Annotated in this window: 26 protein-coding genes, 2 tRNA genes and 1 pseudogene; 21 read left to right on the top strand and 8 right to left on the bottom strand. The window is 70.3% G+C overall.

Going from position 1 to position 24,517, the window contains the following annotated elements:
• Positions 1–75 precede the first annotated feature (75 nt).
• Entirely contained in the window at positions 76–741 is a 666-nt protein-coding gene (lolA, locus tag IPG65_RS11060) for an outer membrane lipoprotein chaperone LolA (protein WP_293190067.1), read from the top strand.
• Between the two features lie 40 nt (positions 742–781).
• Here the strand turns inward: lolA and IPG65_RS11055 are convergent, their stop codons facing one another.
• The 4 genes from IPG65_RS11055 to icd all read right to left on the bottom strand — a co-directional run bounded on the left by IPG65_RS11055 (position 782) and on the right by icd (position 3,749).
• Positions 782–1,720, bottom strand: coding sequence for a M23 family metallopeptidase (locus IPG65_RS11055; protein ID WP_293189371.1), 939 nt, complete (start codon positions 1,718–1,720; stop codon positions 782–784).
• Between the two features lie 5 nt (positions 1,721–1,725).
• Positions 1,726–2,049, bottom strand: coding sequence for a hypothetical protein (locus IPG65_RS11050; protein ID WP_293189369.1), 324 nt, complete (start codon positions 2,047–2,049; stop codon positions 1,726–1,728).
• The gene (locus IPG65_RS11045; RefSeq protein ID WP_293189367.1) at positions 1,983–2,273 is read right to left on the bottom strand and encodes a nitroreductase family protein; all 291 of its coding nucleotides are present in this window, start codon (positions 2,271–2,273) and stop codon (positions 1,983–1,985) included. The genes IPG65_RS11050 and IPG65_RS11045 overlap by 67 nt, the downstream gene beginning before the upstream one ends.
• Positions 2,274–2,495: 222 nt before the next feature.
• Positions 2,496–3,749, bottom strand: coding sequence for an NADP-dependent isocitrate dehydrogenase (icd, locus tag IPG65_RS11040; RefSeq protein WP_293189365.1), 1,254 nt, complete (start codon positions 3,747–3,749; stop codon positions 2,496–2,498).
• Positions 3,750–3,813: 64 nt separating this feature from the next.
• On the opposite strand from icd, the gene IPG65_RS11035 reads away from it, so the two are divergent.
• A complete protein-coding gene (locus tag IPG65_RS11035) occupies positions 3,814–4,284 on the top strand; it encodes a DUF192 domain-containing protein (RefSeq protein WP_293189363.1) in 471 nt (156 codons plus the stop codon).
• Between the two features lie 117 nt (positions 4,285–4,401).
• On the opposite strand, the gene IPG65_RS11030 is transcribed toward IPG65_RS11035, so the two are convergent.
• Positions 4,402–4,983 (bottom strand): Fe-Mn family superoxide dismutase, encoded by a 582-nt coding sequence (locus IPG65_RS11030; RefSeq protein WP_293189361.1) that lies wholly within the window; start codon positions 4,981–4,983, stop codon positions 4,402–4,404.
• 84 nt (positions 4,984–5,067) lie between these two features.
• Positions 5,068–6,477, bottom strand: coding sequence for an exodeoxyribonuclease VII large subunit (gene xseA / locus IPG65_RS11025; RefSeq protein WP_293189360.1), 1,410 nt, complete (start codon positions 6,475–6,477; stop codon positions 5,068–5,070).
• Positions 6,478–6,854: 377 nt separating this feature from the next.
• Between xseA and IPG65_RS11020 the strand changes: the two genes are divergently transcribed.
• The 17 genes and pseudogenes from IPG65_RS11020 to IPG65_RS10940 all read left to right on the top strand — a co-directional run bounded on the left by IPG65_RS11020 (position 6,855) and on the right by IPG65_RS10940 (position 20,091).
• A complete protein-coding gene (locus IPG65_RS11020; protein WP_293189358.1) occupies positions 6,855–7,508 on the top strand; it encodes a MotA/TolQ/ExbB proton channel family protein in 654 nt (217 codons plus the stop codon).
• On the top strand, positions 7,505–7,921 hold the full coding sequence (locus IPG65_RS11015) for a biopolymer transporter ExbD (RefSeq protein ID WP_293189356.1): 417 nt from the start codon (positions 7,505–7,507) through the stop codon (positions 7,919–7,921). The genes IPG65_RS11020 and IPG65_RS11015 overlap by 4 nt, the downstream gene beginning before the upstream one ends.
• Before the next feature lie 16 nt (positions 7,922–7,937).
• A complete protein-coding gene (gene lpxK, locus IPG65_RS11010) occupies positions 7,938–8,972 on the top strand; it encodes a tetraacyldisaccharide 4'-kinase (RefSeq protein WP_293189354.1) in 1,035 nt (344 codons plus the stop codon).
• A 32-nt stretch (positions 8,973–9,004) separates the two neighbouring features.
• A complete protein-coding gene (locus IPG65_RS11005; RefSeq protein ID WP_293189352.1) occupies positions 9,005–9,211 on the top strand; it encodes a Trm112 family protein in 207 nt (68 codons plus the stop codon).
• A gap of 174 nt (positions 9,212–9,385) precedes the next feature.
• Positions 9,386–10,141, top strand: coding sequence for a 3-deoxy-manno-octulosonate cytidylyltransferase (kdsB, locus tag IPG65_RS11000; protein WP_293189350.1), 756 nt, complete (start codon positions 9,386–9,388; stop codon positions 10,139–10,141).
• Positions 10,142–10,268: 127 nt separating this feature from the next.
• A pseudogene (gene adk / locus IPG65_RS10995) lies at positions 10,269–10,926 on the top strand (adenylate kinase).
• Between the two features lie 137 nt (positions 10,927–11,063).
• On the top strand, positions 11,064–11,729 hold the full coding sequence (gene lexA, locus IPG65_RS10990) for a transcriptional repressor LexA (RefSeq protein ID WP_293189348.1): 666 nt from the start codon (positions 11,064–11,066) through the stop codon (positions 11,727–11,729).
• A gap of 178 nt (positions 11,730–11,907) precedes the next feature.
• Positions 11,908–12,237 (top strand): hypothetical protein, encoded by a 330-nt coding sequence (locus tag IPG65_RS10985; protein WP_293189346.1) that lies wholly within the window; start codon positions 11,908–11,910, stop codon positions 12,235–12,237.
• A 91-nt stretch (positions 12,238–12,328) separates the two neighbouring features.
• Complete coding sequence (locus IPG65_RS10980) at positions 12,329–13,336, top strand: D-2-hydroxyacid dehydrogenase family protein (protein WP_293189345.1); 1,008 nt, start codon at positions 12,329–12,331, stop codon at positions 13,334–13,336.
• Between the two features lie 118 nt (positions 13,337–13,454).
• A complete protein-coding gene (locus tag IPG65_RS10975) occupies positions 13,455–14,978 on the top strand; it encodes a 3-hydroxyacyl-CoA dehydrogenase (protein WP_293189343.1) in 1,524 nt (507 codons plus the stop codon).
• A 4-nt stretch (positions 14,979–14,982) separates the two neighbouring features.
• Positions 14,983–15,762, top strand: a complete 780-nt coding sequence (locus tag IPG65_RS10970; RefSeq protein ID WP_293189341.1) for an oxepin-CoA hydrolase, alternative type — start codon at positions 14,983–14,985, stop codon at positions 15,760–15,762.
• A gap of 67 nt (positions 15,763–15,829) precedes the next feature.
• The gene (locus IPG65_RS10965; protein WP_293189339.1) at positions 15,830–16,549 is read left to right on the top strand and encodes a Crp/Fnr family transcriptional regulator; all 720 of its coding nucleotides are present in this window, start codon (positions 15,830–15,832) and stop codon (positions 16,547–16,549) included.
• Positions 16,550–16,565: 16 nt separating this feature from the next.
• Positions 16,566–17,651: a phosphotransferase gene (locus IPG65_RS10960; protein ID WP_293189337.1), complete on the top strand. Its 1,086-nt coding sequence runs from the start codon at positions 16,566–16,568 to the stop codon at positions 17,649–17,651.
• A 65-nt stretch (positions 17,652–17,716) separates the two neighbouring features.
• Entirely contained in the window at positions 17,717–18,976 is a 1,260-nt protein-coding gene (locus IPG65_RS10955) for an acyl-CoA dehydrogenase family protein (RefSeq protein WP_293189335.1), read from the top strand.
• Between the two features lie 194 nt (positions 18,977–19,170).
• The gene (locus IPG65_RS10950; RefSeq protein WP_293189333.1) at positions 19,171–19,866 is read left to right on the top strand and encodes a glutathione S-transferase N-terminal domain-containing protein; all 696 of its coding nucleotides are present in this window, start codon (positions 19,171–19,173) and stop codon (positions 19,864–19,866) included.
• Positions 19,867–19,901: 35 nt separating this feature from the next.
• Positions 19,902–19,978, top strand: a tRNA-Pro gene (locus tag IPG65_RS10945).
• A 36-nt stretch (positions 19,979–20,014) separates the two neighbouring features.
• Positions 20,015–20,091 (top strand) — tRNA-Arg (locus IPG65_RS10940).
• A 23-nt stretch (positions 20,092–20,114) separates the two neighbouring features.
• Here IPG65_RS10940 and IPG65_RS10935 read toward each other — a convergent pair.
• Complete coding sequence (locus IPG65_RS10935) at positions 20,115–21,014, bottom strand: LysR family transcriptional regulator (RefSeq protein WP_293189331.1); 900 nt, start codon at positions 21,012–21,014, stop codon at positions 20,115–20,117.
• A gap of 167 nt (positions 21,015–21,181) precedes the next feature.
• On the opposite strand from IPG65_RS10935, the gene IPG65_RS10930 reads away from it, so the two are divergent.
• Together IPG65_RS10930 and IPG65_RS10925 are read left to right on the top strand one after the other, a co-directional pair.
• Positions 21,182–22,162: a tripartite tricarboxylate transporter substrate binding protein gene (locus IPG65_RS10930; protein ID WP_293189329.1), complete on the top strand. Its 981-nt coding sequence runs from the start codon at positions 21,182–21,184 to the stop codon at positions 22,160–22,162.
• A gap of 14 nt (positions 22,163–22,176) precedes the next feature.
• Positions 22,177–23,373 carry a M20 aminoacylase family protein gene (locus tag IPG65_RS10925; RefSeq protein WP_293189327.1) on the top strand — a complete coding sequence of 399 codons (1,197 nt, stop codon included), beginning with the start codon at positions 22,177–22,179 and terminating at the stop codon, positions 23,371–23,373.
• Between the two features lie 19 nt (positions 23,374–23,392).
• Here the strand turns inward: IPG65_RS10925 and ribD are convergent, their stop codons facing one another.
• Positions 23,393–24,481, bottom strand: a complete 1,089-nt coding sequence (ribD, locus tag IPG65_RS10920) for a bifunctional diaminohydroxyphosphoribosylaminopyrimidine deaminase/5-amino-6-(5-phosphoribosylamino)uracil reductase RibD (protein WP_293190065.1) — start codon at positions 24,479–24,481, stop codon at positions 23,393–23,395.
• Positions 24,482–24,517 lie beyond the last annotated feature (36 nt).

The following is a 24,517-nucleotide window of genomic DNA, read 5'->3' as shown; positions in this document are numbered from 1 at the left end:
CGGTGTCCCGATGTTTCGATGCGTAGCCGGCAGAACCTTCGGGCGCCGCGCATGATCTGAAAGCCCATGAACGCCATGCACACCCGCACTTTCCGCCGCGCCCGCGCGGCCGCCGCCGCGCTGGCCGTCCTGGCCGCGCCCCTGGCCTGGGCCGGCGGCCTGGACAGCCTGGAGCAGTTCGTCAAGCACACGCGCTCGGGCAAGGCGGCCTTCACCCAGGAGGTGACCGCGCCTGCCAAGGAGGGGCAGCCGCCGCGCAGCCGGACGCAGAGCGGCAGCTTCGAATTCCAGCGGCCGGGCAAATTCCGCTTCGTCTACAGCAAGCCCTTCGAGCAGACCATCGTCGCCGACGGTCAGACGCTGTGGCTGCACGACGTGGACCTGAACCAGGTCACCGCGCGCCAGCAGGACCAGGTGCTGGGCTCGACCCCGGCGGCCATCATCGCTGCGGCGCCGGACCTGAAGGCGCTGCAGAAGGACTTCACCCTCGCCGAGGAGCCCGACCAGGACGGCCAGCAGTGGGTCAAGGCCACGCCGAAGTCGCGCGATGGCCAGGTGCAGAGCATGCGCGTCGGCTTCCGGCCCAGCGCCAAGGGGCCGGAGCTGGGCACGCTGGAGATCCTGGACAGCTTCGGCCAGCGCTCGGTGCTGCGCTTCAGCGCGTTCGAGGTCAACGCCGCCCTGGCGGCCAGCCACTTCCAGTTCAAGCCGCCCGCTGGGGCGGATGTCGTGCGGCAGTGATGCTGCGGCCAGATACTATTAAATATATAGCTTATCGCGCTTATTCCGTGCGGGATGCAGGCACTTTTTCCTTTAATGGCGTGCTCTCCTCCGCGGCAGGGCCGGTGCGCGCGGGCACGCTGATCCGCTGCCCGCGCACCAGGTAGCGGCCCTCGAAGCGAACCGGCACGGGCTCGCCGCCCAGCGGCATGCCGGGAGGGCCGGGCCGCTGCGCATGCACGTGCAGATGCGGTTCATCGCTGCCGCCGGAATTGCCGACCTCCGCCAGCCCGTCGCCGGCCCGCACGTGCTGCCCCGCGCGCACCTGCACGCTGCCTTGGCGGAAGTGGGCCAGCAGCACGTGCAGCTCGCCGCACGCCATCAGCACGTGGTTGCCGGCCAGCCGGTCGGGCACGTCGTGCCGGGGCGGCACCATGTCCGGCAGGCCGTCCTGCGCGATCAGCACGCGGCCCGCGCACGGCGCGCGAACGGGCCAGCCCTGGATGCGGTAGGCGGCCAAGTCGGCCGGCTGCAGCCCACTGGCGCGCAGCCCCCAGCGGTCCAGCGCCACCAGGTCCACGGCGTGCCCGTTGCCGCGCCAGCGCGCGAAGCGCGGCACGCTGGCGTCCTGCGTCTCCAGATGGGCGTTGAGGCGGATGTCGCTGCCGCCATTGACCACCAGGAAGGTCCCACCGTCGAGCGGCCATTGCAGCGACGGCAGCACCCCCGGCGGCGGCCGCCGCCCGGACCAGGCCCGCCGGGCCTCGTCGCCGGCCCACAGCCCCAGCGCGGCGTACACCCCGACCGCCCACCAAGGCGGCACGGTCCACAAGCCCGCCACGCCCAGCCACAGCAGCAGGGCGCCCGTCCCCGCCGCCTGCGCGAGCCAGCTCAGCCGGCCGCCCGGGGGCATGGCCAGCAACCAGCCCAGCAGCAGCATCGGCAGCGCCGCCTGCAGCAGCGCCAGGGCCAGCCACGGGGGCACCGTCGCGTGCGGCATGCCCGTCAGTCCGCCACCAGCACGTCGGCCAGCGGCCGGCGCGGCGCGGCTGGCCCCGGCGCCAACGGCGCGCCCAGGCACAGCAGCATTTGCGCGCAGCCGGGCCCGTCCGTGAGCTGCTGCAGCCTCGGGCGCAGCGCGGCCGCCTGCACCGGCTGGTTCAGGTACGCCGCCTGCAGCCCCCACTGGGCCGCCACCAGCAGCAGCCGCTGCAGGGCCTGGCCCGCGGCCAGCCAGTCGGCCACGGTGTCGCCGGCCGTGCTCAGGACCGCCAGCGCGGGCGATTCGTCCGCCAGTCGCCCGTCCCTGGCGCCGGCGCCGCGGTCCATGTCGACGTGCCGCACCACGAGCCGCACCAGCTGATCGTGAGTTCGCGGTCGCCGGGGTCGTTGACGGGCAAGGCCCGGGTGCGATCGGCCCGCGGGTCGATGCCGCCGCCGCGCAGCCGGAAGCGCCAGGGCTGGGTGTTGTGGCTGGAGGGCGCGAGGACGGCCGCTTCCACCCAGCGTTGCAGATCGGCCGGACCGGGCCGTGGGGCGGCGGGGACGGGCATGTCAACCTCCTGGACACGTCACAGCGTGGGCCGCATCGGCCGCCGCCATGGCGGCCGGGGCTGGCTGTACGGCGGCATTCTCGGTCGCGGGGCCGGACGCGGGTTTGATCGGCGTCATGGACGCGGCCCGTGCCGGGCTCGGGACGCACCAAGGCGAAGGCCCCGATCTCCGTCACGAAACCGGGGCCTTGCGGGACGCCGCGCGACGCGGGGCGACGGGGGCTACATGTGGTCGATCATCACCTGCCCGAAGCCCGAGCAGCTCACCTGCGTGGCGCCTTCCATCAGGCGGGCGAAGTCGTAGGTGACCTTCTTGCTCTGGATGGCGCCTTCCATGGCGCTGATGATCTTGTCGGCGGCCTCGGTCCAGCCCATGTGGCGCAGCATCATCTCGGCGCTGAGGATCTCGGAGCCGGGGTTGACGTAGTCCTTGCCGGCGTACTTGGGCGCGGTGCCGTGGGTGGCCTCGAAGCAGGCCACGCTGTCGCTCAGGTTGGCGCCGGGCGCGATGCCGATGCCGCCCACCTGCGCGGCCAGCGCGTCGGAGATGTAGTCGCCGTTCAGGTTCAGCGTGGCGATCACCGAGTATTCGGCCGGGCGCAGCAGGATCTGCTGCAGGAAGGCGTCGGCGATGCTGTCCTTGACGATGATGTCCTTGCCCGTCTTGGGGTTCTTGAATTTGCACCACGGGCCGCCGTCGATCAGCTCGGCGCCGAACTCGCGCTGCGCCAGCGCGTAGCCCCAGTCGCGGAAGCCCCCTTCGGTGAACTTCATGATGTTGCCCTTGTGCACCAGGGTCACGCTGGGCTTGTCGTTGTCTATGGCGTACTGGATGGCCTTGCGCACCAGGCGCTCGGTGCCCTCGCGCGAGACGGGCTTGATGCCAATGCCCGAGGTCTCGGGAAAGCGGATCTTCTTCACGCCCATCTCGTCCAGCAGGAACTTGATGACTTTCTTCGCTTTCTCGCTCTGGGCTTCCCACTCGACGCCGGCGTAGATGTCCTCGCTGTTCTCGCGGAAGATCACCATGTCGATCTTCTCGGGCTCCTTGACCGGGCTGGGCACGCCCTTGAAGTAGCGCACCGGGCGCAGGCACACGTACAGGTCCAGCTCCTGGCGCAGCGCCACGTTGAGCGAGCGGATGCCACCGCCGACGGGCGTGGTCAGCGGGCCCTTGATGGACACCACGTACTCCTTCAGCGCGGCCAGCGTCTCCTCGGGCAGCCACACGTCGGGGCCGTGGACCCGGGTGGACTTCTCGCCCGCGTACACCTCCATCCAGTGGATCCTGCGCCGGCCGCCATACACCTTCTCGACCGCCGCGTCCACCACCTTGATCATCACGGGCGTGATGTCGAAGCCCGTGCCGTCGCCCTCGATGTACGGAACGATCGGCTGGTCGGGCACGTTGAGGGAAAAGTCCGGGTTGACAGTGATCTTCTGCCCGCCGGCGGGCACCTTGATGTGCTGGTCCATGCTGCGTCTCCTGGGAAAAATCATGTTCGAAAGCCAAGGAAATTCTAGCGGCGACAATGCGCGCATGAAGACCTTGACCCGCCTTCTGCCCGCCCTGGCCGCCGCCTTGCTGCTGTCCGCGCCCGCGCGGGCGCTGCAGCCGCCGACCGGCGCGCCGCAGCTCGACCTGCCGCGCACCACGCTCACGGCCGGCATGCACCGCATCGACGCCCAGGTCGCCGCCACGGCGCAGCAGCGCCAGACCGGCCTGATGCACCGCCAGGCGATGCCGCAGCACGAGGGCATGCTGTTCGTGTTCGAGCAGCCGGCGGTGCAGTGCTTCTGGATGAAGAACACGCTGATCCCACTGACCGCCGCCTTCGTCGACGACGACGGCACCATCGCCAACCTGGTCGACATGAAGCCGCTGGACGAGCGCAGCCACTGCTCGGCCAGGCCGGTGCGCTACGTACTGGAGATGAACCAGGGCTGGTTCGCCGCCAAGCACCTGCGCGCCGGCCATCGGCTGGGCGGCGAGGTGTTCAAGCGCCGCTGACGGCGACCTCGGATACTCTGTTTTTTATAGCAACCTGCGCTTCATTGGCACTGGCTGGCGTCCGAAAAGGCATGAAAAAACCGCCCGAAGGCGGTGGGGTTCCGAGCGGGGCGCGGATCAGCCGAAGTTCTTGGCCGCGAAGTCCCAGTTGGCCAGCTTGTCGAAGAAGGTTTCGACGAACTTCTGGCGCAGGTTGCGATAGTCGATGTAGTAGGCGTGTTCCCACACGTCCACCGTCAGCACGGGGGTGTCGCCGGTGGTCAGCGGGGTGCCGGCGGCGCCCATGTTGACGATGTCGACCGAGCCGTCGGCCTTCTTGACCAGCCAGGTCCAGCCGCTGCCGAAGTTGCCCACGGCGCTGGTGACGAAGGCTTTCTTGAAGTCGGCGTAGGAGCCCCACTTCTTGTTGATCGCGTCGGCCAGCGCGCCGGCCGGCTCGCCGCCGCCGCTCGGCTTCATGCAGTTCCAGAAGAAGGTGTGGTTCCAGATCTGCGCGGCCTGGTTGTAGATGCCGCCCTGGGCCTTCTTGATGACGTCCTCGAGTTCCATGTTCTCGAACTCGGTGCCTTTCTGCAACTCGTTGAGCTTGTCCACGTAGGCTTTGTGGTGCTTGCCGTGGTGGTATTCCAGCGTCTCCTGGCTGTAGGCGGGTGCCAGGGCGTCGATGGGGTAAGGCAGGGGGGGCAGGGTGCGTTCCATGCTGTTTTCCTTGGTCGTCGTGGGATGGATTTTGGGGGGAGCGGGCCATGATAGACCCGCCCGGCGCCCGCGCATTGTAGGAAGTCAGCGCGTGCGCCGGCCGATGACGGCGAGATCGACCCTGCCGTCGGCCAGGGTGGCGGCCAGCGCCTGGCCGGGCCGCGTGTCGGCGGCACGCGTGACGGGCCGTCCCTGCTCGTCCTCCAGCCAGGCGTAGCCGCGCTCCAGCACCTGGCGCGGGTCGAGCGCCGCCAGGCGCCATTCGGCGCGCTCCAGCCGCTGGTGCGCGGCGTCCAGGCGGCCGCGCAGGGCGGCGGGCAGGCGTTCGGCCAGGCGCTCCAGCCCGGCGCGCGCGGCGGCGACGGGGGGCGGCAGGCCGCGCGTCAGGCGCTCGGCCAGGCGGTCGAGCCGGGTGCGCTCCTGCTGCAGCCGCCACACGCTGGCGTGGTGCAGGCGCTGGGCGCGGCGGGCCAGGCGCAACCGCTCGGCGGCAACGGCGGCCGAGGGCCGGCCCAGGCGGCCGGCCAGCCAGTCCAGGCGCTGGGCCTCGGCGTCCAGCCGGCGGCCGGCGGCGCGGCGCAGGCGATCCTGGGCAGCGTCCAGCGCGGCCAGCCATTGCGCGCGCGGCGGGCTGGCCAGCTCGGCGGCGGCCGTGGGCGTGGGCGCGCGCAGGTCGGCGACGAAATCGGCGATGGTGAAGTCGGTTTCGTGCCCCACGCCGGCGATCACCGGCACGGGGCTGGCGGCGATGGCGCGGGCCAGCCGCTCATCGTTGAAGGCCCACAGGTCCTCGATCGAGCCGCCGCCGCGCACCAGCAGGATCACGTCGATCGGCGGCGCGTCGGATTTTTCAGTCGAATCGGCCTCCAGCCCGCGTCCATCCTTCGCTAGAAAATACAATTTTGATAGCGCATCGCACAACTCCCCGGGCGCGCTGGCGCCCTGTACCGCCGCCAGCGCCAGCCGCACCGGGATGTGCGGCACGCGCCGCGCCAGGGCCGTCAGCACGTCGTGCAGCGCCGCCGCGCCGGGCGAGGTGACGATGCCGATGCCGCGCGGCAGCGCGGGCAGCGGGCGCTTGCGGGCGGCGTCGAACATGCCCTCGGCCTCCAATTGAGCCTTGAGGCGCAGGAACTGCTCGAACAGCGCGCCCTGCCCGGCCCGCGCCATGGACTCGACCACCAGTTGCAGGTCGCCCCGCGCCTCGTACACCGCCAGGCGCCCGCGCACCTCCACCTGGTCGCCCTCGCGCGGGGCAAAGTCCAGCAGGCCGGCGGCGCGGCGGAACATGGCGCAGCGCAACTGGCCCGCCTCGTCCTTAAGTGAAAAGTAGCAGTGCCCGCTGGCCGCGCGCGTGAAGCCCGACACCTCGCCGCGCACGGCCACCGGGTTGAAGCGCGCCTCCAGCGCGTGCGCCACGGCGCGCGTCAGCGCGCCAACTTGCCACACGCGCGGCGCCGTTGCTGGGTTTCGATCCGCAAAGCCAGTGTTCATGCGGGTTGGCGGGGAGTTTGGGGGCGATGTGGGCGGCCACTACTCCACAACGTGTCGCCCAGGCGACGCACTGGGCAAATCACCTTGAAAAAGCCTGATAAGCACGTGCAAGTCATTGATATACATGCCTTTTCTTGTGTCCATTTGTTCATCAACCCGTCGCGGGCCGCATGAAATCTGGCTGGACGTCATTTGTACGCCGGTTTCTTCACAAAGTTATCCACAGAAACTGTGCACAACGGCGGGTGGGGCAGAGGGGCGCAGGAGGCCCGGGCGCGGCGGGCGTGCTGGGCGATAATCGCGCGCACTCACTTCTCGAGAACCAGCGCCGCCTCGACAAGGGCCGAGAACCGGGGACGCGCCGTGGAGAACACCCCTTGCTTTCGATCATACAAGCCGCTGGCTGGCCGATCTGGCCTCTCATCCTGTGCTCCATCCTGGCGCTGGCCTTCGTCGCCGAGCGCTTCATCAAGCTCAAGTCCGCCCGCGTGCTGACGCCCGGCCTGGTGGACGAGGCCATCGGCGTGTCGCGCACCGCGCCGCCTGCGCCGCACACGGTCAACCAGTTGGCGCAGCACAGCGCCCTGGGCCAGGTGCTGGCCGCCGGCTGGCGCGCCATCAACCACAACCCGCGGTGCAGCCCCGACGAGATGCGCGCCGCCATGGAGGCGGCCGGCCGTCAGGTGGCGCACCAGCTGGAGCGCTACCTGCCGGCGCTGGCGACCATCGCCTCGGCCGCGCCGCTGCTGGGCCTGCTGGGCACGGTGATCGGCATGATCGAGATCTTCGGTTCGCAGGCGCCGGCCGGCTCGCTGTCGGGCGGCAACCCGGCGCAACTGGCGCACGGCATCTCGGTGGCGCTGTACAACACGGCGTTCGGGCTGATCGTGGCCATCCCGGCGCTGATCTTCTGGCGCTATTTCCGTGCCCGGGTGGACGGCTACGTGCTGGAGCTGGAGCTGGCGGCCGAGCGCTTCGCCCGCCACCTGGAGCCGCTGTGCCCCGGCGCCGCCAGGGAGGCGGCGCGGTGAAGTTCCGCCCGCACCCGCCCGAGGAGCCGGAGATCAACCTGATCCCGTTCATCGACGTGCTGCTGGTGATCCTGATCTTCCTGATGCTGACCACCACCTACAGCAAGTTCACCGAGCTGCAGCTGACCCTGCCCGTGGCCGACGCCGACGCGCAGCGCGACCGGCCCAGGGAGATCATCGTCGCCGTCGCCGCCGACGGCCGCTACGCCGTCGGCCAACAGCCCCTCGAAGGGCGCGGGGTGGACGCACTGGCCAGCGCCCTGCGCGCGGCCGAGGCGGCGCCGGACAGCGTGCTCATCATCAGCGCCGACGCCTCCGCGCCCCACCAGGCCGTGATCACCGCCCTGGAGGCGGCGCGTCGCATCGGGCTGCAGCGCATCACCTTCGCCGCGCAGTCGGGCGCGCGGCGCTGACCGAGGGCCCAGCGCCATGCCGCCGCGCGCCCGTGCCGGCCTGGAACGCGCGCTGCGCGCCGCCTGGGCCCGGCGCGGGCCGCTGGCCTGGGCACTGTGGCCGCTGGCGCAGCTCCACCGCGCGCTGACGACGCTGCGGCGCGGCCTGTACCGCGCCGGCGTGCTGACCAGCAGCCGCCTGCCCGTGCCGGTGGTCGTGGTCGGCAACGTCATCGCAGGCGGTGCCGGCAAGACGCCCACCACCCTGGCCATCGTGGAGCATCTGCGCGCGCGGGGCTGGCGCCCTGGCATCGTCTCGCGCGGCCACGGCCGCGTCACGCGCGACGTGCGCGAGGTGCAGCCGGGCGCCGACCCGCGCGACGTGGGCGACGAACCCCTGCTGCTGCGCCGCCGCGCCGGCGTGCCCGTGTGGGTGGCCGCCCGCCGCGCCGAGGCCGGGCGCGCCCTGCTGGCCGCCCACCCCGGCGTGGACGTGCTGGTCTGCGACGACGGCCTGCAGCACCTGGCGCTGGCGCGCGACGTCGAAGTCGCCGTGTTCGACGCGCGCGGCACCGGCAACGGCTGGCCGCTGCCCGCCGGCCCCTTGCGCGAGCCCTGGCCGCGCCCGGTCGACCTGGTGCTGCTGACCGACGGCGACGCCGGCGCCATCGCCCTGCCCCCCGGCGTGCCCGCGCACCGCGCCACCCGCACGCTGGCGCCCGAGGCCGTGCGCGCCGACGGCACCCGCGTGCCGCTGGCCGGCCTGCGCGGCGCGTCGCTGGCCGCCGTGGCCGGCATCGCCCGGCCCGAGGCCTTCTTCGCCATGCTGCGCGACGCGGGGCTGACGCTGGACAGCGCCACGGCGCTGCCGGATCACTACGATTTCAATAGCTATTCGCACATTACCCATGCGGGCCAGAGCCTGATTTGCACCGAAAAAGATGCGCTGAAGCTGTGGCACCACCGCCCCGACGCCCTGGCCGTGCCGCTGGCGCTGCACGTGCCGGCCGCCTTCCTCGCCGCGCTGGACGAGCGGCTGGCGCGCCGGCGCCCCGCGGGGGGCGGGCGATAAACTCGCGTCCACCTCTTCCGCGCACTGAGAACATGGACCCGAAACTCCTCGAACTGCTGGTCTGCCCCGTCACCAAGGGCCCGCTCGACCACGATCGCGAGAGGCACGAGCTGATCTCGCGCTCGGCGCGCCTAGCCTACCCGGTGCGCGACGGCATTCCCATCATGCTCGAAAGCGAGGCGCGCACGCTGTCCGACGAGGAGCTGGCCGCGCTGCCCCCGCGCACGCCACTGGTATGAGCTACCCCCAGGCTCCACTCGCTGCGCGATGTTCCGCCTCCCCCCTGGGAGGGGGCGCACCCGCCGGCCGGGGAAACCCCGGCCACGGGTGCACTGGCATGGCCTGCTCCGCGGCCATTGGGCTCGTTGAGTTTCATGAGTCGCGGGTGGTGCGCAGCGCAATGGATCACTAGGATGAGCTTCACCGTCCTCATCCCCGCCCGCCTCGCGTCCACCCGGCTGCCCAACAAGCCGCTCGCGGACATCGCCGGCAAGCCCATGGTGGTGCGCGTGGCCGAGCGCGCGGCGCTGTCCGGCGCGGCGCGGGTGGTGGTGGCCGCCGACGCGCCCGAGATCCTGGCCGCCTGCGCCGCCCATGGCGTGCGGGCGCTGGCCACGCGCGCCGACCACCCCAGCGGCAGCGACCGCCTGGCCGAGGCCTGCGAGCAGCTCGGCCTGCCCGACGACACCATCGTCGTCAACGTGCAGGGCGACGAGCCGCTGATCGACCCGGCCCTCATCGACGCCGTTGCCGATTTGTTGCCAAATCAGCCCACAGCCCGTATGGGCACTGCGGCGCACGCTATCAAAAGCGTAGAAGAATTCACCAACCCCAACGTGGTGAAAGTCATCACCGACGCCCAGGGCCTGGCGCTGGCCTTCTCGCGCGCGCCGCTGCCCTGGTGGCGCGACGGCTTCGCCGGCGGCATCACCGCCCTGCCGGCCGACCCGACGCCGCTGCGCCACATCGGCCTGTACGCCTACCGTGCCGGCTTCCTGCGCGCCTTCCCCCGGCTGACGCCGGCGCCGCTGGAGCGGTGCGAAGCGCTGGAGCAGCTGCGCGCGCTGTGGCACGGCCACCGCATCGCCGTGCACGTGGCCGCGCACGCGCCCGGCCCCGGCGTGGACACGCCCGAGGACCTGGCCCGCGTGCGCGCCCTGTTCGCCTGACGCCCGGTCGCCGGGACACGGGCCGGCGCATGCTATTCTTGCCCGCCGCCCGATCTTGCACGGGATTCGGCTACAAGACACGCCAGCCCGAACCACGGGCCTCCGGCCACACCACCTGAGGAGCACAATGAAACTCATTCTTCTGGGCGCCCCCGGCGCCGGCAAGGGTACGCAAGCGACCTTCATCTGCCAGAAACACGGCATCCCGCAGATCTCCACCGGCGACATGCTGCGCGCCGCCGTCAAAGCCGGGACGCCGCTGGGGCTTCAGGCCAAGAGCGTCATGGACGCGGGCGGGCTGGTCAGCGACGAGCTGATCATCAACCTGGTGAAGGAGCGCATCGCCCAACCCGACTGCGCCAACGGCTTCCTGTTCGACGGCTTCCCGCGCACCATCCCGCAGGCCGAGGCGATGAAGCAGGCTGGCGTCAAGCTGGATTACGTGCTGGAGATCGACGTGCCCTTCGAATCCATCATCGAGCGCATGGGCGGGCGGCGCCAGCACCCGCCCTCGGGCCGCACGTACCACGTCAAGTTCAACCCGCCCAAGGCCGAGGGCAAGGACGACGTCACCGGCGAAGACGCTGGTGCAGCGCGACGACGACAAGGAAGACACCGTGCGCAAGCGCCTGGACATCTACACCCAGCAGACCCGCCCGCTGGTGGACTACTACAGCGACTGGGCTGCCCGCGACGCCGCCGCCGCGCCCAAGTACCGCAAGATCAGCGGCACCGGCTCGGTCGAGGAGATCAAGGACCGCGCGCTGCAGGCGCTGGCGAGCTGAAGCGCCAGCCCCCGCACCCCTGCCCTGAACGCCCCGCCCTCCGCGGGGCGTTTTTGTTTTCCGCCCCGGGGACTTGCGCCACCCAAGAAACTGGTTAAAAATACAGATACTGGATATCAACACAGGTCAGGCCGATCATGAGTGACACGCCCAAGCTCACCGCCCGCCAGCAGCAGATCCTGCAACTCATCCAGAGCGCCATCGCGCGCACCGGCGCGCCGCCCACCCGCGCCGAGATCGCCGCCGAGCTGGGTTTCAAGTCGGCCAACGCCGCCGAGGAGCACCTGCAGGCGCTGGCGCGCAAGGGCGTGATCGAGCTCACGTCGGGCGCCTCGCGCGGCATCCGCCTGAAGGGCGCCGCCCGCGCCAGCCTGCGCGGCGACGCCTACAGCCTGCCGCTGCCCGGCATGGCGCAAATGGCGCTGCCGCTCATCGGCCGGGTGGCCGCCGGCTCGCCCATCCTGGCGCAGGAGCACGTCGACCAGACCTACCACCTCGAACCCAGCCTGTTCCCCCAGCGCCCCGACTACCTGCTGCGCGTGCGCGGCATGTCCATGCGGGACGCCGGCATCATGGACGGCGACCTGCTGGCCGTGCAGGCCACGCGCGAGGCTCGCAACGGCCAGATCGTGGTGGCGCGGCTGGGCGACGACGTCACCGTCAAGCGCTTTCACCGTCACCAGGGCCAGATCGAGCTGCACGCCGAGAACCCCGACTACCCCACCATCGTGGTGCAGCCGGGCGAGGCGTTCGAGATCGAAGGCCTGGCCGTCGGCCTGATCCGCAACAGCATGCTGATGTAGCCGCACGCCGATCACCGCACCGCCGCAGGTGGCGGGCGTGCAGGTGGCCCGGGCGCTGACGCGCCGCAGGCCATCCACACCCTGCAGCGGTGCGCCCGGCAGGCGCCAGACCGAACTCCGGCCAGCGCTCGCATCGAATCTCGCCTGTGTCCAACCTCGCTCGCACGAAAGGTTTTACATGGGACTGCACCTCGCACCTCGCCCCGCCGCCAACGTCGTCCATCTGGCCGACCACGCCGTGCCCAGCTACCGACGCCCGCGCCCGGCCCTGGGCCGCCCCGGCCCCACGCCGTCGCACGGCGGCGCCTGGGCCGCCATGGCGCGGCAGCGCGCCGCCGAGCGCGCGGTTTCCCCTGCGGCCCCGCCGCGCCCGGTCCTGGCCGCCGCCGTGCGCGTCACCCGCGTGCCGGACGCGGCGCCCGGCGCCGCCGGCCGGCTGCGCGTCTCGGGTCGGCTGATCGACGTGTGCGCCGAGCTGGAGCGCCTGGCCGAGGGCGTCGAGCGCTGAACGCGTGGCATCCCGCGCAGGCGGTCCGTGATCGACCCTCGACGCCAGGCGATCAACCTGCCGCGCCACCGGGCGCGGGCACAATGCGGGAATGAACATCGTGATCCTCGACGACTATCAAGACGCCGTGCGCAAGCTGGCCTGCGCGGCCAAGCTCGACTCCTATCCGGCCAAGGTCTACACCAACACCGTCAAGGGGCTGGGCCAGCTGTCGGTGCGCCTGCGCGACGCCGAGGTGATCGTGCTGATCCGCGAGCGCACGCAGCTCACGCGGGCGCTGGTCGAGAAGCTGCCGCGCCTGAAGATGGTGTCGCAGACCGGCCGCGTGGGCAGCCACATCGACGTGGCGGCCTGCACCGAGCGCGGCATCGCCGTGGCCGAGGGCGTGGGCTCGCCGGTGGCGGCGGCGGAGTTGACCTGGGCGCTGATCATGGCCGCCGCGCGGCGCCTGCCGCAGTACATCGGCAACCTCAAGCACGGCGCCTGGCAGCAGTCGGGGCTGAAGTCGGCGTCGATGCCGCCCAACTTCGGCCTCGGCACGGTGCTGCGCGGCCGCACGCTGGGCATCTGGGGCTACGGCAGGATCGGCCAGATCGTGGCAGGCTACGGGCGCGCCTTCGGCATGCAGGTGATGGTGTGGGGCTCGCCCGCGTCCATGGCACGCGCCCGCGCCGACGGCTACCACGCCGCGCCCACGCGCGCCGAGTTCTTCGCCCTGGCCGACGTGCTGTCGCTGCACCTGCGCCTGAGCGACAGCACGCGCGGCATCGTGCGGCTCGACGACCTGGGACGCATGAAGCCGACCGCGCTGCTGGTCAACACCTCGCGCGCCGAGCTGATCGAGGCCGACACGCTGGTCAGCGCGCTCAACCGCGGCCGCCCCGGCATGGCGGCGGTGGACGTGTTCGAGACCGAGCCCATACTGCAGGGCCACGCCCTGCTGCGGCTGGAGAACTGCATCTGCACGCCGCACATCGGCTACGTGGAGCAGGACAGCTACGAGCTGTACTTCAGCGCCGCGTTCGACAACGTCGTCAACTACCTGCGCGGCACGCCCACCCACATCGTCAACCCTGGCGCGCTGCAGGTTCGGCGCTGAGCGCGGATTTCAAGCATTTTCAGCCTCTAGCCCGCACGGGTATTGCGCTAAAAGCTATTATTTAGGTAGCAATCGACATGCCACTGCCGCTTGCCGCCCTGCACGATAATCTTTTGCCATGAACACTCCTCAATTCCTCACCGTCGGCATCGTCGGCACGGGCGCCATGGGCCGGGGCATCGCGCAACTCGCCGCCCAGGCCGGTTCCACCGTGCGCCTGTTCGACACCCAGCCCGACGCCATCGGCAAGGCGCAGGCCGCGCTGGGCGCCCAGTGGGACAAGCTGGCCGAGAAGGGCAAGCTCACGCCCGAGGCGGCCGCCGGCCACAAGGCGCGCCTGAAGCCCGCCGCGGCGCTGGCCGACCTGGCCGACTGCGACCTGCTGATCGAGGCCATCGTCGAGCGGTTGGACGTCAAGAAAAGCCTGTTCGCCGAACTGGAAGGCATCGTCCAGCCCGGCGCCGTGCTGGCGACCAACACCTCGTCGCTGTCGGTCACCGCCATCGCCGCCGGGCTGAAGCGCCCGGCGCGGTTCGCCGGCTACCACTTCTTCAACCCGGTGCCGCTGATGAAGGTGGTCGAGGTCATCGCCGGCCTCAAGACCGACCCCGCCGTGTGCGAGGCGCTGTCGCGGTACGCGCGCCAGCTGGGCCACACGCCGGTGCAGGCCGGGGACACGCCAGGCTTCATCGTCAACCACGCCGGACGCGGCTACGGCACCGAGGCGCTGCGCATCGCCGGCGAGAGCGTGGCCGACTTCGCCACCATCGACCGCATCCTGAAGGACCAGGTGGGCTTCCGGCTCGGCCCCTTCGAGCTGTTCGACCTGACGGCACTGGATGTCTCGCACCCGGTGATGGAGTCCATCTACCGCCAGTACTACGACGACCCGCGCTACCGCCCCAGCGTCATCACCGCGCAGCGCCTGGCCGGCGGCGTGGTGGGCAAGAAGGTGGGCGAAGGCTTCTACAGGTACGTGGACGGCGTGGCCCAGGTCGCGCCCGAGCTGCCCGTGCCGCAGGTGGACGACATCCCGCCGGTGTGGGTCTCCACCCGAGCCGCGCGCCGCGCCGAGCTGCTGCAACTGCTCAAGGACCTGGGCGCCCGGATCGAGACCGGCCAGTCGCCCTCGCCGCAGGCGCTCACCCTGGTGGCGCCGCTGGGCTTCGACGTGACCACGGTGGCCGTGGTCGAGCGCCTGGACCCCGCGCGCACCGTCGGCATCGACCTGCTGGTCGAGGACGCGGCCACCAAGCGCCGCGTGCTGGCCACCAACCCCGCCACGCGCGCCGACATGCGCGATGCCGCGCACGCCCTGTTCGCGCGCGACGGCAAGGCGGTGAGCGTGATCCGCGACTCGGGCGGCTTCGTCACCCAGCGGGTGGTGGCCACCATCGTCAACATCGCTTCCGACATGTGCCAACAGCGCGTGTGCACGCCGAAGGATCTGGAAACCGCCGTCACGCTGGGCCTGGGCTATCCGCTCGGGCCGCTGGCCATGGGCGACCGTTTCGGCCCCACCAACGTGCTGGAGGTGCTGTTCAACCTGCAGACCGTGTACGGCGACCCGCGCTACCGCCCCAGCCCCTGGCTGCGCCGGCGGGGAGCCATCGGCCTGTCGCTGCTGCACGAGGAGGCCTGAGACGATGGCCGCCGAACTGCGCAGCACGGTCGAGGGCCGCACCCTGGTGTTGACCATCAGCAACCCCGAGCACCGCAACGCGCTGGGGCCCGAGATCTACGCCCCCGGCGTGGAGGCGCTGAACGCCGCCGAATCCAGCCCCGAAGTGCGCAGCGTGGTCATCACCGGTGAGGGCGCCACCTTCTGCGCCGGCGGCGACCTGCAGCGGCTGCAGGCCAACCGGCAGAAACCCCCCGAGGTGCAGGCCGAGAGCATCGAAAGCCTGCACAACTGGATCGAGGCGATCCGCGCCTTTCCCAAGCCGGTGATCGCCGCCGTCGAGGGCGCCGCCGCCGGCGCCGGCTTCTCGGTGGCGCTGGCCTGCGACTGCATCGTGGCCGCGCGCGACGCGGTCTTCGTCATGGCCTACAGCAGCGTCGCGCTCTCGCCCGACGGCGGCGGCAGTTGGAGCCTGGCGCGCCTGCTGCCGCGTCCGCTGGCGGCCGAGCTGCTGCTGGCCGGCGAGCGCATTGGCGCGCAGCGCCTGCACGCGCTGGGCGTGGTCAACCGCCTCGCCGACACCGGCGGCGCGCTGGCCGAGGCGCTGGCGCTGGCCGACAAACTCAATGCCCGCGCGCCCAACGCCCTGGCCAGCGCCAAGGAGCTGCTGAACGAAGCGCCCGGCCATACGCTGACCGAGCACCTGGCCATGGAGCGCGAGCATTTCGTGCGCAACCTGCACCATCCCAACGCCGGCATCGGCATCGCTGCGTTCCTCGACAAGCAGACGCCGCGCTATCCCTAGCACGCCGGCGACGCGCTGGTCCCCCTCGTGACAACGGGGGCCTCCGCAGTCACTCAAACGACAGCCCATGGACGACCCCATTCTTACCATGGAGGAACGCGAGGCGATCAACAGTGGTCGCTGGTTCACCTCCCTTTCCCCATCGCTGCGACACGACATTCTTCGATGCGCCTACGTCAAACGCTATCCGGACGGCGACCTGATCTGCGCCCGGGGCGAGCCCCCAGAGCAGTGGATCGCCTGCGCCAAGGGGGCGGTGCGTGTCAGCTCGACCACACTGTCGGGCAAGCAGGTCACGCTGACCTACGTGGAGCCGGGCATCTGGTTCGGCGACGTGGCGATCTTCGACGGCGAGCGGCGCACGCACGACGCCTATGCGCATGGCGCCACCACCATCCTGTGCGTGGCGCGCGCCGACTTCCAGAAAATCCTGGCCCAGCACACCGAGCTGTACGAGGCTCTGCTGCGCTTGCAGGCGCGGCGCATCCGCCTGCTGTTCGGCCAGGTGGAGGACCTGAACACGCTGCCCCTGCGCTCGCGCCTGGCCAAGCAGCTCAGCCACCTGGTGCGCAGCTACGGCGTGCCCAGCCTGTCGGCGGACGACGAGGTGCGCATCACGCTGCAACTGGCGCAAGAAGAACTGGCGCAGTTGCTGGGCGCCTCGCGCCAGCGCGTGAACCAGGAGTTGAAGACCATGGAGCGCGAGGGCGTTATCCGCATCGAGCCGGCCGGCCTGGTGGTGCGCGACCGGGCGGCGCTGCTGCGCATCGGCGAGGCAGAGCAATAGCATCACTGAAGGAATCATGAGCAGTACCACCGATCAATTCGTCGGCACCCGTCCCGTCTCCGGCGCGCACGCGTTCGACGTGGGCGCCCTTTCGGCCTGGCTGGAACGGCATCTCGAGGGCTTTGCAGGCCCGCTTTCCGTGGAGATGTTCAAGGGCGGCCAGTCCAACCCCACCTACAAGCTCATCACGCCCGCGCGCAGCTACGTGATGCGCGCCAAGCCCGGCCCGGTCGCCAAGCTGCTGCCCTCGGCCCACGCCATCGAGCGCGAGTTCGCGGTGATGACGGGCCTGGCCGGCACCGACGTTCCGGTGGCGCGCATGCATGCCCTGTGCGAGGACGAATCGGTCATCGGCCGCGCCTTCTACGTCATGGAGTGCGTCGAGGGCCGCGTGCTGTGGGAGCAGTCGCTGCCGGGCTTGTCGCCGCCCGAGCGCGGCGCCATCTACGACGAGATGAACCGCGTCATCGCCGCGCTGCACAAGGTGGACTACCAGGCGCGCGGGCTCGGCAACTACGGCAAGCCCGGCAACTACTTCGACCGCCAGATCGGCCGCTGGAGCAAGCAGTACGTCGCCTCGGTGACACAGCCCATCCCCGAGATGGACCGGCTCATCGAGTGGCTGCCGGCGAACATCCCCGCCAGCGCCAAGAGCGACCTCACCAGCATCGTGCACGGGGACTTCCGGCTGGACAACCTCATGTTCCACCCCACCGAGCCGCGCGTGCTGGCGGTGCTGGACTGGGAGTTGTCCACGCTGGGCCACCCGCTGGCCGACTTCAGCTACCACTGCATGTCCTGGCACATCGACGCCGAGCTGTTCCGCGGCATCGGCGGGCTGGACTTGGCCGCGCTGGGCATCCCGAGCGAGGCCGAGTACATCCGCCGCTACTGCGAGCGCACCGGCTTCACCACGCCCGAGGCGCTGGCGCCGGATTGGAGCTTCTACCTGGCCTACAACATGTTCCGCATCGCCGCCATCCTGCAGGGCATCGCCAAGCGGGTGGAAGCCGGCACCGCCTCCAGCGAGCAGGCGCGCGCCAGCGGCGCCCGGGCCCGGCCGATGGCCGAGCTGGCCTGGCGGTTCGCGCAAAAAGCCTAGCGCGCCATCGCCGGCTGCGCCGGCATCCGATCCACTTCATTCCCACCAACCGAGGACGAGACGTCATGGATTTCGATTTCAGCCCCAAAGTCAAGGACATGCAGGCCAAGCTGCTGGCCTTCATGGACCAACACATCTACCCCAACGAGGCCACCTACCTGCGTGAAGTGGCCGAGAACCGCGCCAAGGGCAACGCCTGGATCCCCACCAAGGTCATCGAGGAACTGAAGCCCAAGGCGCGCGCCGCCGGCCTGTGGAACCTGTTCCTGCCGCGCTCGCCGCGCGCGCCCGAGGGCCTGTCGAACCTCGAATACGCGCCGCTGTGCGAAATCATGGGCCGCGTGACCTGGGCGCCCGAGGTGTTCAACTGCGGGGCGCCCGACACCGGCAACATGGAGACCATCGAGCGCTATGGCTCCGAGGCCAACAAGGATGAATGGCTCGAGCCCCTGCTCAAGGGCGAGATCCGCTCGGCCTTCCTGATGACCGAGCCGGCCGTGGCCTCCTCCGACGCCACCAACATCGAATGCTCCATCCGCCGCGAGGGCGACGAGTACGTCATCAACGGCCGCAAGTGGTGGTCCTCCGGCGCTGGCGACCCGCGCTGCGCCATCTACATCGTGATGGGCAAGACCGACCCCGAGGCGCCGCGCCACTCGCAGCAGTCCATGATCCTGGTGCCCTCCAACGCCAAGGGCGTGAAAGTGCTGCGCCCGCTCACGGTGTTCGGCTACGACGACGCGCCGCACGGCCACATGGAAGTGGTGCTGGACAACGTGCGCGTGCCCGCCGGCAACCTGCTCAAGGGTGAGGGCCAGGGCTTCGCCATCGCCCAGGGCCGCCTGGGGCCGGGCCGCATCCACCATTGCATGCGCTCCATCGGTGCGGCCGAGCGCGCGCTGGATATGATGTGCCAGCGCCTGAACCAGCGCGTGGCCTTCGGCAAGCCCATCTCCACCCAAGGCGTGTGGCGCGAGCGCATCGCCGAGTCGCGCTGCATGATCGAGCAGGCCCGCCTGCTGACGCTGAAAGCCGCCTACATGATGGACACCGCGGGCAACAAGGTGGCGCAAGCCGAGATCGCCATGATCAAGATCGTGGCGCCCAACATGTCCACCCGCATCATCGATTGGGCCATCCAGGCGCACGGCGCCGGCGGCGTGAGCGATGACTTCATCCTGGCCAACAGCTACGCCCACCAGCGCACGCTGCGTCTGGCTGATGGCCCGGACGAGGTGCACCGCAACGCGCTGGCCAAGCTGGAGTTGGCCAAGCACGCCGTGGGCGCCAAGGAAGTGGAGATGCCGATCACGCGCGGCTCCTGAGCACCGGCTTCAAGCCAAATTGGCCTGCATCCCGCACGGAATAAGCACTAAAAGCTATAAATAATATAGCTAAAACAAAGACGCGGTGTCCGCCTGGACACCGCGTCTTTTTGTTTGCGCCTCGCGACCGATGCAGGGCGCTTGCCGGCGCCACAATGCACGCCAGTCCATCGAGACTCTCAAGGAGCGCTGCCGTGATCGATGTCTATTCCTGGCCCACCCCCAATGGCCACAAGGTCCACATCATGCTGGAGGAATGCGGCCTGCCCTACCGCGTCCACGCCATCGACATCGGCAAGGGCGACCAGTTCCAGCCCGACTTCCTGGCCATCAGCCCCAACAACAAGATACCGGCCATCGTCGATCCGGACGGGCCGGACGGCACGCCCATCTCGCTGTTCGAATCCGGCGCCATCCTGCTCTACCTTTCGGCCAAGACCGGGCGCTTGCTGCCCCTCGATACGCGCGGCAAGTACGAAGCGCTGCAGTGGCTCATGTTCCAGATGGGCGGCGTCGGCCCCATGCTCGGGCAGGCGCACCACTTCCGCCTCTACGCGCCCGAGAAGCTGTCCTACGCCATCGACCGCTACACCAGCGAGGCCCGGCGCCTGTACGGCGTGATGGACCGCCGCATCGAGCGCACCGGCGCCTACATGGCCGGCACCGACTACACCGTGGCCGACATCGCCATCTACCCCTGGCTGCGTTCATGGCAGAACCAGGGCATCGACTGGGCCGACTACCCCGCGCTGAAAGATTGGTTCGACCGCATCGACGCGCGCCCCGCCGTGCAGCGCGGCGTGCAGGTGCTGGCCGAGCGGCGCCAGCCGGTGCGCAGCGACGCCGAGAAGGAGGTGCTGTTCGGCAAGACGCAGTACCAGCGCCGCTGACCGCGACCGACTCGCGGGTAGAATGCGCGCTTCGTCGGCGTGTAGCGCAGCCTGGTAGCGCATCTGCTTTGGGAGCAGAGGGTCGCGAGTTCGAATCCCGCCACGCCGACCACCTTCTCCACACCGTCCGCACCCTTGCTTTCCTCAACTGCCCGTAGCTCAGTCGGATAGAGCAACGGCCTTCTAAGCCGTGGGTCGGGGGTTCGACTCCCTCCGGGCAGGCCATCCGCCCTTGTGCCGCAGCAAGCTCAGTCGCGCATCCATTGGTCAATCGTGGCGCGCACGGCCTGCAGCACCGGCGCCTCGGTCCGGCCGGCCAGCGTCACCAAGGCATAGCTGCCGTCGGCCCTGAGCGGCGGGTGCGGCTGCAATTCGACCAATTGGCCCTGGTCGAGCAGTGCCCGCGCCGCGGCCAGTACACCTAGAAAGATCGCGTCGGTCTGGCGCACCGTCTCCAGCAGGTTGCCGATGTTCTCGCACTGCACCGTGACGAAGCGGTCTGGATGGGCGCCGGCGCCGAAGCTCTGGATCAGCTGGCGCGCCGACTCGTCGTTCAAGGGCGTGGCGGCGATCGGATAACGGCTGAGCGCGGCGAAGCCCAGGCTACGCTCGGCCAGCAAGGGATGGCCGCGCCGGCAGCAAAGGCCGGCGCGCATCGGCGGCAGTCCTTCGATGCGCAGGTCGTCCGCGGGCGGCACGGCCCGCGCGTCCACGATCAGAGCGTCCAGGGTACGCGCGCGCAGCGCCTGCAACTGCATCTCCACGGGACCGCTCGAAACCACGACCTTGAGGCGCGGGTGGTGGCGCACCAGGTGGGTCAGCAGCGGCACCGTGAGCACGGCGCCGGGCGTGGCGCCGAGGCCGAGGTGGACGGGCCCGCTCGACCCGTCCTGGTGCAGCTTGGCGCTGCGGCTCAGCTCGGAGGTTTCGAGCACGATGCGGCGCGCGCGCTCGACGACGCCGCGGCCGAAGGGGGTGAGTTCGTTACGCTTGCCGACACGGTCCACCAGCTTCAGGCCCAGCTCCTCCTCCAGCGCCAGGATGCTGCGGCTGAGCGCGGGCTGCGTCAGGTGCAGTCGCTCGGCGGCGCGGCTGAACGACCCCGTCTCCGCCAACGCAAGCAGGTGATGCAACTGGCCGAGGTTCATCTGCTTCCGGGCATGAATGATTTTTGGTAATTCAAATCAGGAGAAAGATGAATTTTACCTGCCGCCATCCGGGACGTAGACTGCGCTGGACCCAAGGACCGGTGACGAGACGCAGCCGTCCCGCCTCCGCTCGGGTGACCACAATGACTTCCAAACCTGGAGACCTGATGAGACTGATCAAACGACTGTGCGGCCTGTTTGCCGCCCTGCTGTGCACCGCCACGCTGGCCGCCCCGTATCCGACCAAGCCGGTCATGGTGATGGTGCCCTACCCTGCGGGAGGGCCCTCGGACGGCCTGGCGCGCGCCTACACGACCCCGATGCAGGCCAAGCTAGGCCAGCCAATGCTGGTCGAGAACCTGGGCGGGGTCAGCGGCGGCATCGCCGCTCAGAAGGTGCTGGCGGCGCCGGCCGACGGCTACTACCTGTTCCTGGGCTCGCCCAACGAACTGATCGTCTCGCCGCTGGTCAATCCGGCGATCAAGTTCAAGCCGGAGGACTTCCGGCTGGCGCAACTGCTCACCTACGGCTCCTTGATACTGGTGGTACGCAAGGATCTGCCCGCCAACTCCGTGGACGAGTTCGTCGCCCTCGCCCGCAAGTCCAGCGCCGCAAGCAAGCCATTGAGCTATGGCAGCGTCGGCGTGGGCTCGCTCTACCACCTCATCAGCGAACACATGGGGCAGCGCGCAGGCGCCAAACTGACCCACGTCCCTTACAAGGGCGTCGCGCCGCTGCTGCAGGACCTGGGCGGCGGCCAAGTCGATTTCACGATCGTGCCCTTCCAGGCCTCCACCGGCGCGATGGCCGAGCAGGGCCGCTTCAAGATCCTGGCCAGCCTGGGCGCCACCCGTCCGGAATTGCTCAAGCAGTTTCCCACCGTCGGCGAGAGCACGCAGCTCAAGAATTTCGACTTCACGGTCTGGGGTGGCCTCTTCGTCAAGAAGGGCACGCCCGAGGACGCGGTGCAGCGCCTGCACAAGGCCAGCGATGAGTCCAGGGCAGATGGGGGCGTGCGCGCGTATGGCGAAGCGCAGAGCCTGCTGGAGACGCCGAGGATGTCCCCGCAGGAGCTCACGAAGTTCTTCGAGGCCGAAACCGGGCGCTACCGCACGCTGGCCAAGTCGGTCGGCGTGCAAGCCCAATAGCAAGGCGTCACCCCATGTCACATCATCTTGAGTACATGCATCGGCACGCACAGGAGTTCGTGCGCATCCGCCAGGACATCCACCAGCACCCGGAGCTGGGTTACGAGGAGCACCGCACCAGCGAACTGGTCGCACGCCAGTTGGCGCAATGGGGCTACGAGGTCGAGCGTGGCCTCGGCGGCACCGGCGTCGTGGGGCGCCTCCAGCGGGGCGAAGGCCGGCGCCGGCTCGGCATCCGCGCCGACATGGACGCGCTGCCGATCCACGAGGCCACGGGCCTGGACTACGAGAGCCGCCACGCCGGCGTGATGCACGCCTGCGGCCACGACGGCCATACCGCCATGCTGCTGGCCGCGGCCCGCTACCTGGCGCAGGAAGGCCGCTTCTCGGGCACGCTGAACCTGATCTTCCAGCCCGCGGAGGAAAGCCTGGGCGGCGCCAAGCGCATGCTGGACGAGGGCTTGTTCGACAAGTACCCCTGCGACGCCATCTTCGCGATGCACAACATGCCGGGCCATCCGCAGGGCCGGCTGGTGTTCCGCGACGGCGCCGCCATGGCCTCGTCCGAGCACGTGAAAATCACACTGACCGGCGTCGGCGGACACGGCGCGCTGCCGCACGAGACCCGCGACCCGGTGGTCGCGGCGGCCAGCATCGTGATGGCCCTGCAGACCGTGGTGTCGCGCAACGTCGACCCGCTGAAGATGGCGGTGGTGAGCGTGGGCTCCCTGCACGCCGGCAGCGCCAACAACATCATCCCGCAAAGCGCGACGCTGGAACTCTCGGTGCGTGCGCTCGACCGCGAGGTGCGCGACCTGCTCGAACAGCGCATCCGCGCCTTGGTGACCGCGCAGGCCGAGAGCTTCGGCGTGCAGGCCGAACTGGACTATCGGCGCAACTACCCCGTGCTCGTCAACACGGTGGCGGAAACCGACTTTGCCCGCGCGGTGGGGGTCGAACTGCTGGGGCCCGATCTGGTCACGCTTCATGGCCCGGCGGTGTCGGGCAGCGAGGACTTCGCCTACATGCTCGAGCAGCGGCCCGGCTGCTACCTCCTGATCGGCAACGGCGCGGGCGACAGTGCGGGCGCCTGCATGGTGCACAACCCCGGCTACAACTTCAACGACGACAACGTCGCCGTCGGCGCGGCCTACTGGGCGTGCTTGGCCGAACGCTTCCTGAGCGAGGAGCAGCCCGCCACGGCAGCCTGAAGCCGCGCGGCCGGGGCCGTCAGAACGGCTCGCGGCCCGCCATGCGCGCCCGCACGCGCAGGTCGGGCCCGATGTGGTCCACGGCTCGCCACTCCAGGCGCGTGCCTTGCGCCAGCTCGGCCAGCGGTCCGAGCGCCGCGATGCCCTGCCCTTCCCCCAACAGCAGGGGCGCCTGGTAGAGCAGCAGCTCGTCCACCAGCCCCTCGCGCAGCAGGGAGCCGTTGAGCTTGTGGCCGGCCTCGACGTGGACCTCGTTGACCTCGCGCCGCGCCAGATCCCGCAGCATGGCCGTCAGGTCCACCTTGCCGCGCGCATCGGGCAGCGCCACCACCTCGGCACCGCGCTCCGCCAAGGGCTGCTGGCGCGCCGCATCCGTCTGCGCCGTGTAGATCAGCAACGGGCGCGGCACGGCGCCCCACAGGCGGGCGCCCAGCGGCGTTTCCAGACGGCTGTCGATGATCACCAGCATCGGCTGGCGCGTGGCGCCGGGTAGCCGCACGTCCAGGCGCGGATCGTCCTGCAGCACCGTGCCGATGCCGGTCAGCACCGCGCAGGCGCGCGCGCGCCAGGCGTGGCCGTCCTCGCGCGCGGCGTCCGAGGTGATCCATTGGCTCGCGCCGTTGGGCAGCGCCGTGCGGCCATCGAGCGAGCTGGCCGCTTTCATGCGCACCCAAGGCTGGCCGCGCCGCATGCGGCTGAAGAAGCCGATGTTGAGTTCACGCGACGGCTCGGCGCCCAGCCCCACCTCGACCACGACGCCAGCGGCCCGCAGGCGCGCGAAGCCCTGCCCCGCCACGCGCGGATTCGGATCCTCGACGGCGGCCACGACCTTGTGCACGCCGGCGGCCACGAGCGCGTCGCAGCAAGGCCCCGTGCGGCCCTGATGCGAGCACGGCTCCAGCGTGACGTAGGCGGTCGCCCCCGTGATCGAGTGCCCCTGCCGCGCCGCATCCCGCAAGGCCATGACTTCGGCATGCGCCTGGCCGACGGCCTGGGTGTGGCCCTCGCCGATCACCGATCCGTCGGTACCGACCAGCACGCAGCCCACCGCCGGGTTGGGCGGGCAAACCAGCCGCGCCCGCCCGGCCTGGGCCAGTGCCAGGCGCATGAATTCGTCAACGGCAGCAGACGCCATGGGGTAACC

This window comes from Ottowia sp. (assembly GCF_016703145.1).
Classification (GTDB): domain Bacteria; phylum Pseudomonadota; class Gammaproteobacteria; order Burkholderiales; family Burkholderiaceae_C; genus Ottowia.
Note: the sequence above shows the minus strand (reverse complement) of the source record. Positions and strands in the feature narration are given on the sequence as shown.